The sequence below is a fragment of the Kaistella sp. genome, assembly GCF_049588135.1.
GTDB lineage: Bacteria > Bacteroidota > Bacteroidia > Flavobacteriales > Weeksellaceae > Kaistella.
Genome location: NZ_JBAVFG010000032.1, coordinates 1 through 9,854, shown reverse-complemented (window position 1 = coordinate 9,854; position 9,854 = coordinate 1). Strand labels below are relative to the sequence as shown.

The window sequence follows — 9,854 nt, the reverse complement described above, 5'->3', positions numbered from 1 at the left end:
CAATTTCAATTATATTTTCTACACAGATATGGTTCCTCCTGAACCGAACTGATGATTTTCGAATGAGATAATTAAAAATGTGATAATTTAAGAAAAAGTAAGAAATTTGATGTTTAAAATTTAAATTCTAAAATTATGAAAGCAGTGCTGATGAGATGATTTGATGAATTGCGAGTTCCAGCGGAACTCTATCTGTGTAGAAAATAATTTATAATAATGCGTGGCGTTCCAGGGGAACGCTATCAAAAAAAATAGTCAGAGGGTACAACGTTTAAAATTTAAATTCTAAAATTATGAAAGCAGTGTTGATGAGATGATTTGATGAATTGCGAGTTCCAGCGGAACTCTATCTGTGTAGAAAATAATTTATAATAATGCGTGGCGTTCCAGAGGAACGCTATCAAAAAAAGTAGTAAGAGGGTTCAACGTTTAAAATCTAAAATCTAAAATTATGAAAGCAGTGTTGATGAGATGATTTGATGAATTGCGAGTTCTAGCGGAACTCTATCTGTGTAGAAAATAATTTATAATAATGCGTGGCGTTCCAGAGGAACGCTATCAAAAAAAATAGTCAGAAGGTTCAACGTTTAAAATTTTAAATCTTAAATCATGAAAGCAGTAGTATTTTACGAGCACTCAGATGCTCCTATGGAAAAATTTATGGAGGTTTTTCCAAAACATCAAGTGGTAGAAGATGAATTTATAAAAACGGGCAAAGTTTTAGGAACTGGCGCATTTGCAAATCCAGGTGAAGGTGCGATGGCAATTTTTATTGATAAATCTGCAGCCGAAGAATTTGTGAAAAGAGATCCTTTTGTTTCAGAAGGTTTGATTGCAAAAGTCACTATCAAAGAATGGGATGATGAGATCAAGTAAACGATGAAGTTTCTCATTATAATTCCCACGCACAACGAAGAAAAAAATATTCTTTTCACTTTGAAATCTCTGGAAAATCAGACGTTTCAGGGTTTTTTCTGTGTTGTTGTGAATGATGGTTCCACGGATAAAACGCAGGAAGTTGTTGAGAATTTTATCATTCAAAATTCAAAGTTTAAAATTCAAAATTTAAAGGAATCCGAACATGAACCTGGCGCAAAAGTCGTGAGAACTTTTAATAGAGGTTTGGAAATTGTTGATTTAAAGGATTTTGAAATCATCTGTAAATTCGATGCCGATATTATTTTTCCGAAAAATTATTTGGAAAAAGTAAACAACATTTATGAAAAGAATCCAAAAGCTGGAATGGTTTCGGGAATTGTTAAAATTAGAAAATCTGTTTTTGAAAAAGCTTTGGCTTTCGATTTTAAAGATGAAAAACGCCAATGGATTTTCGAAAATATCTCTTCCAAAAATCATATTCGTGGACCGATAAAATCGTATCGAAAAGAATGTTTTCAGGCGATGAATGGTTTGCGTCCAGTTTTGGGTTGGGATAATATTGATGTCATGTTGGCGAAGAAAAATGGTTGGGAAGCCTTTACCATAAGGGATTTGTGGGTAAAACATTTGCGCCCGACGGCTTACAAATACAAAAATCAAAAGGCGGAAAAATTAGGCGAATATTTTTATAATATTGGTTTGAGTTTTCCTTTAGCAACAATTTCTTCTGCAAAATCATCATTAAAAAATAAATCGGTTTCAGAATTTTATACCACGATGAAATCGTTTTTAAAACAAAAGGGAAACCGGGAATTATCGAAAGAAGAAATTCAATTCATTCGGAATTTGCGTTGGAAACAAATGTTTAATAGAAAATAAAAAATATGAAAAAGATAATTTCCATTTTAACGCTGTTTTTTATTGGATTAATTTCCGCACAAAAAAACGCCGATTTAATTATTCAAAATGCAAAAATTTATACCGTAAATCAAAATTTTGATATTGCCGAAGCAATGGCAATTTCGAACGGAAAAATTGTTGCAGTCGGGAAAAATGACGAAATTCTGAAGAAATTCAAATCGAAAAATATTCAAAATCTTTACGGAAAAACTGTGTTTCCGGGATTTATCGATGCACATTGTCATTTCACAGGTTTTGCGACGGATCAATGGAAATGCGAACTTTGGGGAACAAAATCTTGGGACGAAATCGTTGCCAAAATTTCCGAATATGCCAAAACTGCGCCTAAAGAATGGTTGTACGGAAGAAGTTGGGATCAAAATGATTGGGCAATAAAAGAATTTCCAACCAAAGAAAAGCTCGACGAGTTATTTCCAAATCGTCCGGTTTATCTGAAAAGAATTGACGGTCACGCTGCGATTGCCAACCAAAAAGCGTTGGATATTGCCGGAATTAATTTGAATACGAAAATCGGGGGCGGAGAAATCGAACAAAAAAACGGCAAACTCACCGGAATTTTAGTCGATAATGCGATGCTTTTGGTGGAAAAATTTATTCCCGAAATTGATGATAAAATGGCGATTCAGTATTTTGAAGATTTGCAGAAAACGTGTTTTTCATACGGTTTAACTTCGCTTCACGATTGCGGAATTACCGAACATACTTTTGGTTTGCTTGAAAAAGCACAAACGCAAAATGTGCTGAAAATGAAGATTTTTGCTTTGCTCGAAGACAATCCAAACTATTATGATAAATGGATAAAAAAAGGAAGATTTACCAATAAAAATATCACTTTTGGCGGTTTCAAAGTCTATTCCGATGGTGCGCTTGGTTCGCGAGGAGCTTGTTTGTTGCACGATTATTCAGACAAAAAAGGATGGAGAGGTTTTCTTTTGAGCGACCAAAAACATTTCGAAAATTTAGCTAAATTATTGATTAAAAGTAACTTGCAAATGTGTACGCATGCGATCGGTGATTCTGCAAACCGCACGATTCTGAAAATTTATGGCGATGTTTTGGGCGTGAAAAACGACCGAAGATGGCGAATAGAACACGCTCAAATTGTTGACAAAAACGACTTCGATTTGTTTGGGAAATATTCAATCATTCCTTCTGTGCAGCCTACTCATGCGACTTCGGATATGTATTGGGCGGAAGATCGTTTAGGAAAAGAACGGTTGAAATATTCGTACGCTTACGAAGATTTGCTGAAACAAAACGGTTGGCTTCCGTTGGGAACCGATTTTCCGGTGGAGGAAATTAATCCGATTAAAACATTTTTTGCAGCGGTTGCGAGAAAAGATGCCAAAAATTTTCCGATAAATGGTTTCCAGAAAGAAAATGCTTTAACGAGAGAACAAGCATTGCGTGGAATGACGATTTGGGCGGCGAAAGCAGCGTTTCAGGAAAATGAATTGGGAAGTTTGGAAGTAGGGAAATCTGCGGATTTTGTGGTTTTGAATCAGGATTTAATGAAAGTTGAGGAAAATAAAATTTTGGAATCTAAAGTTTTGGAAACGTTTTCTAATGGAAGAAAAGTGTATTAAATTTTGAAAAAAATCGCTTACATCGAGCTCGATACGCACGCAGAAATTGCTGCGAATTTTATGGAATTAATGAATGATTCCAACGAGTTTTCTGTAGATTATTATTTTTCGGAAAAAATGATTAAGCAAATTGGAAAACAAAATTCAACTATTTTTTTGACGGAAAATTCCGAATTGTTGAATCAATTAAAAAATCAAAATTACGATTTGATAATTATCGGAACTGTTCATCGATATTTTAATTTATTCAACGAAATTTCCCGAAAATTCAATACTTCTGTGATTGTTCACAATCTGAATTTTATAAAAATTTCGCGATTTCAACTTTTTAAAAATATTTTCAAAAAGGATTTTAAATATCGTTTAAAACTTTGGCTGAAAGAGGATTTGCTTTCTGCGCCTGAAGTTTTTGAAAATGCCAAAAATCTTTTGGTTTTGGATGAAAATTTAGTTCAGGACAAAATGAAATTTTTGCCGATATTTTTTAACGAATTTAATGAAAAACAATCTTCAGAAATTTTCACGATTGTTGTCCCAGGAACCGTTTCTCAGGAACGAAGAGATTATTTTCATGTTTTGAAAAGTATAAAAACCTTTAAAAAAGAAACTCGATTCCAATTTGTATTTTTAGGAAAAGCAAAAGGGAAGGAGTTGGTGTGGTTAACAGATTTTGAAAAAAGTAAGCCCGAAAATATTTCGTTAAAATATTTCACCGAAAAAGTCTCACAGGATATTTTTGATGATTGGATGAAAAAAGCTCATGTTTTGTGGTGTCCGATCCAAACGGAAACCGAATTTTTCAACAACAAAGAAATATACGGTAAAACCAAAATGAGTGGCAATATCGGAGATACCATTAAATATGGGAAAATTGTAATCTTTCCAGAAAATTATCCGAATTCCCAAGCCTTTATTATTCTGGAAAAAAGCAATATCGAAGAGCAGTTATTGAACTGTGAAAAGTCGATAAATTATGATTTTCAGAAGAAATTTAATAAAGAAAAAATTTTAAATGAGTTAGAGAAAACTCTTGAAACTCTTATTAAAATTTAAAAATACTTTTAAAGAATTTCTTATTCAAATAATCTTCAAGTGGGAAGATCTTCATTACATGATTTGCACCGAAAATTACGATTAGCACAAATGCAGGTTTGTATAAAAGATTGAACAAATTACTTTTTGTTACCGGGAACATAATTGCTAAAGTAATTGCCAAAGTACAGATAATCAGAACGTACATCATCTCAATCGTCAATGGGAAAACTTTGAATTTCGCATAATTAAAATAAATTTTAATCATATTGAAAAGGGTAAGCGAAATCGCTGTTGCCATCGCAATTCCGATGATTCCGAATTCGGTTTTGGTGAGAAAAAGATAGTTTAGTGCAATAGTTGTAATTGCTAAAAATAACATGATTACAATGTTGAATCGATAATATTTGGAGAGTGAAATAATATGTCCGTTGAAACCGGTGGCTAAATCGAAAATCATGGCGAATCCTAAAATCCAAACTACGGGTTCTGCTTGTCGCAACTGATCTCCGTTTTTAATAATATTCGTTAAGTACGGGAATCCTACCAAAATGCAGGAAAATAAAACGGCTCCGAGAAAAAATAGCGTTAATGAAGTTTTTTTATGAAAACGATCGAGCTCTTCGAATTCGCCTTCAGCAATGGTTTTATTGATGATTGGAGCTGAAATATTAAACAATCCCATTTGTGGAATTAATATGAACGAAAGAATGGATAAAATAATACTGTACACTCCATTTTCTTCAAAATTTAAGAATTCACCAATCATGAAATTATCTACTCGAAAAGCGATATAGTTCCCAATATTTCCTAAAAATCCGTAAAAACTGTAGTTGAGAATTTCTTTCCAAAGATGATCTTTTTTTACGTAATCTGTACTGAAATCTGGCTGTATTTTTTCGAGTTTATTGGCGTAGAAAAAATATCCTACCAATGATAAGAGGAACATTCCTAAGAAAAATCCGTACGATCCTTTTTCAGAAACGCCTAAAAAGAAAAATAAAGTAAAGGCTCCTAAATTTGCGATTTTTGGAAAGAGATTTTCAAAAATATTGGGAATGACAATCCGTTTGAAATTGGTAATATACTTATTAAAAACCGCAGACAAGGCCATTATAAGAATAAGTGGAAGAATTAAAAGTTTCATTTTCCACAACTGTAAACTTTTGAATTGTGGAAACAGTTGAAAGAATGCGAAAAATAAAATCGAAAAAATGATGAAATTCAGCAAAATTCCAACCAAGGAAAGCGAGAGTAAGTTTTGATGTTTACCGTCTTTTTGGGTTTGATGAAAGAATTTAACATTTGAAAATGAGAGTCCAAAAACGATGATGGGCAAAAGCATTTCGGCAGTCGGCATAACGTAGCGCAACTTTCCGTAAAACTCCATGTCATACGGGAAAACAAAAATCGCAGAAATGGTTCCCAGTAAGAAACCAAAATATCCGATTAGGGAATATTTAAAACCCTGTCGTGCAACTACGCTCATTGGTTTTTGGTTTTAAGGGAGTTGTGGTATTCTTTGAAAATGAAAATTTGCACCATATATTTTTAACGGTAAATAGTTTTAAATAGAATTCAGGAGTAAATTTCTAAATCATCAATTGGTTTTTCAAATTCAAGAAAGCAAAGATAGTAAAATATGTTAAATAAATGTTAAAGTCAATGAATTGGTATTTAGGAAATCAACTGTAGGCTAATATTTTAATTTTGAGCTATTTATTTTAAATATTTGGCACTTTGGATTCTACTTTTAGATTTAAATTTTGAATAGTTATTTTGAAATTTAATGGCTACATTTGTTAGTGGTATTTTAAGTAAATACTTAGTTAAAATAAACCATGTTTACATTTTCCCTAAAAAAGCTTTGCAATCTGATTCTTTTGTTCTCCGTTATTTCATTTTCGCTGCAATGTGAGAAAGGGCAAACGTTTGATTCGCAAGAAGTTCAGGTTGAGAAATATGATTCGATAGAGAGGATTAATAAAGATTCTTTGATACAGGATTCTGTTAAAAGGAATACGGTTGTTTATCACGACTTTTGTTTTCCAAAAAAGAAAAGGGATTCGGCAATGGCTGTCTTTAATAAAGAATATTCGCAGGAGGATCAGCATGTGATTTTAGCGCTTAACCGCCTTGATTTAAAGAATAAATGGCGGGCTGATACGCTTTCTATTCCAGATAGAATTGATTCAACTTTGATGGTTTATACGCCATTCCCCCAAAATTTAGAAATTTTGAAAGGCGTTCATAAAATAGTTTTATTTTCTTATAAAATTCAGGCTTTTTCCGTTTACCAAAACGGAAAACTCATCAGATGGGGTCCTACAAGTATGGGTTCAAAAGCAGCGCAAACCAAGAGAGGTTTAATGTTTACCAACTGGAAAAAAAAATTGTCAATTTCCAGCGTATCGAGTGAATGGAAACTTCCTTATAATTTCAATGTTCAAAATACTTTAGGAATTGGGTGGCATCAGTATGATTTACCAGGTTATCCTGCCTCTCATTCTTGTTTAAGATTGTTGATGAATGATGCAAAGTTCTTATATGGCTGGGCAGATCAGTGGATTTTAAATATAGGGGGTACAACCGTAAAAGCAAATGGAACACCGGTAATTGTTTTTGGGGACTATAAGTGGGGTGCTAAAAAACCCTGGAAAAACTTGAGTATAAATCCTAAGTCGAACAATATTTCTGTTAAAGATATGAATGCCGCTATCGAGCCGAATCTGCCAAAGATTTTAGAAGAACAAGAAAAAAGAAAAGCTATAGAAGCATCTGAAAATCAGCATTAAATTTCAGCGTGATAATTTTTGAACAGATTCTTCTGCGAATTCTCGAAGTTTTTGCATTTGCTTTTTACCTTGCCATTTTCCGATTCTGGCTGCTGCAAAAGTTAAACCTAAGCAGACCAACATTGCTATTGAAAAGCTAAGGGCCCATGGGAAATCATGACTTTTAATCTGTTTTTCTACGAACCAAATGGTGATGAAAACCATCCACATAATTCCGAAAATGAAGTTGAGAAACATAAAAAAAGTCCATACCGCAGAGGTTGGGCCGAAAACACCACGAATAACGGTTTTGTTTTCGTCGGAATCAGTTTCTATTCTTAGCGAAAGACAAGGATTCCAGTAGTTATTTTGCTCAGTTCGAACCGTGATTATTGAAATTTCCTTATTCACGCTTCCTTCAAAATCAGCAGCTCTTTCAACTAGAAATTTTTTCAAATAGATAGTGTAATCTTCCCGAGATATTTCGGTGAATATTTTAAATCTCGGTCTAAACCGAATGTGGTCAATAGCGGTTTCTTCAATTTTCATGTTGGTAGGGAATAGGGGTCAGCTAATGTAATTATAAAATAGAGAACTTCATTATACAATTGTTATTTAAATATTCTTCGGCTCAAAAAAGAAGGTCAGTTTTTTATTGGCAATATGAAAATCAGACCAAGAATCGCAGTGTATTTCAAAACCCGCAACACCACAAGTTGGCAGCACAAAAATATCGTCGCTCATGAGATTGGCAAAATTTGAAATCCCGTTGTTGTGAGAAAACATGGCGACCGAATTCAGGTCATCACTCAAATCAAAAATGACCGATTCGAAATTACTTTCCGAAGGATTATATAATTTCTGGTTGATTTCAATTTCTAGATCGTAAGTTTTACCAAAAATTTCACAAGTATCTAAAGCGCGAATCGCAGGACTCGAAACGAGTTTGTCGATTTCAATCTGATTGTTTTTCATGAAGGTCGCCATTTTCTTAGCATCAACAAAGCCTTTTTTAGCCAAAGGTCGGTCGAAATCTTCCGTGTTTTCTGGCCAATCACTTTTGGCGTGGCGAATAAGAATTAGCGTTTTCATATAGATTATTTTTGGGTGATTAAAATTATAAATTATTTTAATAGGTTTGCAAAAAAATTGAATGAAGTATAAAAATAGGTTAACTAAATTTTCTTAAATTTGCAAACTATGGCACAAATCCTTGCAATTGATTACGGAAAAGCACGTTGCGGCATTGCAGCAACCGATGATTTCCAAATGATCGCCTCGGGTTTGGATACCGTGGAAACTAAAAATATATTCGTTTTCTTGAAAAAGTATTTCAATGAAAATAATGTGGAAGCAATCGTAGTAGGACTTCCTACCGATTTGAAGGGAAACCTGAATGAAGTAGAAACCAATATATTAAAGTTTTTGGAAAAATTTAAAACCGAATTTCCAGCTATAGAAGTTCATCGTTTTGATGAGCGTTTTACCTCGAAAATGGCGTCTTTCTTTATTTCTCAAAGTGGAAAAAGCAAAAAGAAAAGAGAGGAAAAAGGATTAATAGATAAAGTAAGTGCAACCATCATATTGCAGAATTTTTTAGAACAGAAACAGAAATGATATTACCAATACGTGCATTTGGCGATGCGGTTTTAAGAAAAAATTGTCACGAAATCGACAAAGATTATTCAGGATTAAAAGAGCTGATTTCAAATATGTTTGAAACCATGGAATCTGCAAACGGAATCGGTTTAGCAGCACCACAAATCGGTTTAGATATTCGCCTTTTTATCGTCGATCTTTCGCCACTTGCAGAAGATGAGGATTATGAAGAAATTGCAGACGAATTAAAAACTTTCCGAAAGGTTTTAATTAATGCAAAAATCTTGGAAGAAAGCGGCGAAGAATGGAAGTTTAATGAAGGTTGTCTTTCAATTCCCGATGTTCGAGAAGACGTGAAAAGAAAAGAAACGATTCTTATCGAATATTATGACGAAAATTTCGTTAAACATACCGACACTTTTTCTGATATGCGAGCAAGGGTAATTCAGCATGAATATGATCATATCGAAGGGATTTTGTTCACCGATCATTTAAGTTCTTTGAAGAAAAAATTGGTCAAAGGAAAATTAACCAAGATTTCGCAAGGCGATGTTGCCGTGAATTATAAAATGAGATTTCCGAAATAAAAAAATGAATTTTAGGTTTTAAGGTCAATATTCCAAGTTTGGAATTGGCTTGAAACCTGAGAATCTAAACATTGAATTTTAAATATTTAAATAGAAAAAATATGAAGTTAGAAAAAATAATTTCGATTTCTGGGAAACCAGGCCTTTACAAATTAATTTCGCAGTTGAAAAATGGATTCATCATTGAAGATGTTTTATCCAAAAAGAAAGTAAGCATCGGAAATACTTCCCAAGTAAGTTTGCTCGATAATATCGCAATGTTCACTTTTGATAAAGAAGTTCCTTTGTTTGAAGTTTTCGAAAATGTAGCAAAAAATACAGATTATAAAGAAACGATTTCTCACAAATCATCAGATGCAGATTTGAGAGATTTGATGAAAGCTTCGTTGGCAGATTACGATCACGACAGAGTTTATGTTTCAGATATTAAAAAATTGGCGCAATGGTATAATATTTTGCACAAAGCAGGATATATT

At 33.3% G+C, this 9,854-nt stretch carries 11 protein-coding genes; 8 read left to right on the top strand and 3 right to left on the bottom strand.

Translation table 11 applies throughout. The features are described from left to right. The first annotated feature begins 609 nt into the window (after window positions 1–609). From WBY99_RS01825 to WBY99_RS01810, 4 genes are read left to right on the top strand one after another with little or no spacing between them, the layout of a single operon-like run. Window positions 610–876 carry a YciI family protein gene (locus tag WBY99_RS01825; protein ID WP_423974641.1) on the top strand — a complete coding sequence of 89 codons (267 nt, stop codon included), beginning with the start codon at window positions 610–612 and terminating at the stop codon, window positions 874–876. A 3-nt stretch (window positions 877–879) separates the two neighbouring features. Beyond that, window positions 880–1,758 (top strand): glycosyltransferase family 2 protein, encoded by an 879-nt coding sequence (locus WBY99_RS01820; RefSeq protein WP_423974640.1) that lies wholly within the window; start codon window positions 880–882, stop codon window positions 1,756–1,758. Between the two features lie 5 nt (window positions 1,759–1,763). Next, the gene (locus WBY99_RS01815) at window positions 1,764–3,386 is read left to right on the top strand and encodes an amidohydrolase (RefSeq protein WP_423974639.1); all 1,623 of its coding nucleotides are present in this window, start codon (window positions 1,764–1,766) and stop codon (window positions 3,384–3,386) included. A 3-nt stretch (window positions 3,387–3,389) separates the two neighbouring features. Next, window positions 3,390–4,439 (top strand): hypothetical protein, encoded by a 1,050-nt coding sequence (locus tag WBY99_RS01810; protein WP_423974638.1) that lies wholly within the window; start codon window positions 3,390–3,392, stop codon window positions 4,437–4,439. On the opposite strand, the gene WBY99_RS01805 is transcribed toward WBY99_RS01810, so the two are convergent. After that, entirely contained in the window at window positions 4,429–5,907 is a 1,479-nt protein-coding gene (locus WBY99_RS01805) for a lipopolysaccharide biosynthesis protein (RefSeq protein ID WP_423974637.1), read from the bottom strand. The genes WBY99_RS01810 and WBY99_RS01805 overlap by 11 nt on opposite strands. Before the next feature lie 352 nt (window positions 5,908–6,259). On the opposite strand from WBY99_RS01805, the gene WBY99_RS01800 reads away from it, so the two are divergent. Next, window positions 6,260–7,213: a L,D-transpeptidase gene (locus tag WBY99_RS01800; RefSeq protein ID WP_423974636.1), complete on the top strand. Its 954-nt coding sequence runs from the start codon at window positions 6,260–6,262 to the stop codon at window positions 7,211–7,213. Between the two features lie 3 nt (window positions 7,214–7,216). Here the strand turns inward: WBY99_RS01800 and WBY99_RS01795 are convergent, their stop codons facing one another. Continuing rightward, window positions 7,217–7,741 carry a hypothetical protein gene (locus WBY99_RS01795; RefSeq protein WP_423974635.1) on the bottom strand — a complete coding sequence of 175 codons (525 nt, stop codon included), beginning with the start codon at window positions 7,739–7,741 and terminating at the stop codon, window positions 7,217–7,219. A gap of 66 nt (window positions 7,742–7,807) precedes the next feature. After that, a complete protein-coding gene (locus tag WBY99_RS01790) occupies window positions 7,808–8,284 on the bottom strand; it encodes a SixA phosphatase family protein (protein ID WP_423974634.1) in 477 nt (158 codons plus the stop codon). Window positions 8,285–8,392: 108 nt separating this feature from the next. Here WBY99_RS01790 and ruvX point away from each other — a divergent pair, with 108 nt between their 5' ends. The 3 genes from ruvX to WBY99_RS01775 all read left to right on the top strand — a co-directional run. Next, window positions 8,393–8,809, top strand: a complete 417-nt coding sequence (gene ruvX / locus WBY99_RS01785; RefSeq protein WP_423974633.1) for a Holliday junction resolvase RuvX — start codon at window positions 8,393–8,395, stop codon at window positions 8,807–8,809. Further along, entirely contained in the window at window positions 8,806–9,378 is a 573-nt protein-coding gene (gene def, locus WBY99_RS01780; protein WP_423974632.1) for a peptide deformylase, read from the top strand. The genes ruvX and def overlap by 4 nt, the downstream gene beginning before the upstream one ends. 101 nt (window positions 9,379–9,479) lie before the next feature. After that, window positions 9,480–9,854 (top strand): DUF5606 domain-containing protein (locus WBY99_RS01775; protein ID WP_423974631.1); only part of this gene is annotated, 375 nt, incomplete at its 3' end.

Coding starts and splice junctions, on each gene's coding strand:
- WBY99_RS01825 (WP_423974641.1), top strand. CDS start 610: ATGAAAGCAGTAGTATTTTACGAGCACTCAGATGCTCCTATGGAAAAA.
- WBY99_RS01820 (WP_423974640.1), top strand. CDS start 880: ATGAAGTTTCTCATTATAATTCCCACGCACAACGAAGAAAAAAATATT.
- WBY99_RS01815 (WP_423974639.1), top strand. CDS start 1,764: ATGAAAAAGATAATTTCCATTTTAACGCTGTTTTTTATTGGATTAATT.
- WBY99_RS01805 (WP_423974637.1), bottom strand. CDS start 5,907: ATGAGCGTAGTTGCACGACAGGGTTTTAAATATTCCCTAATCGGATAT.
- WBY99_RS01800 (WP_423974636.1), top strand. CDS start 6,260: ATGTTTACATTTTCCCTAAAAAAGCTTTGCAATCTGATTCTTTTGTTC.
- WBY99_RS01795 (WP_423974635.1), bottom strand. CDS start 7,741: ATGAAAATTGAAGAAACCGCTATTGACCACATTCGGTTTAGACCGAGA.
- WBY99_RS01790 (WP_423974634.1), bottom strand. CDS start 8,284: ATGAAAACGCTAATTCTTATTCGCCACGCCAAAAGTGATTGGCCAGAA.
- ruvX (WP_423974633.1), top strand. CDS start 8,393: ATGGCACAAATCCTTGCAATTGATTACGGAAAAGCACGTTGCGGCATT.
- def (WP_423974632.1), top strand. CDS start 8,806: ATGATATTACCAATACGTGCATTTGGCGATGCGGTTTTAAGAAAAAAT.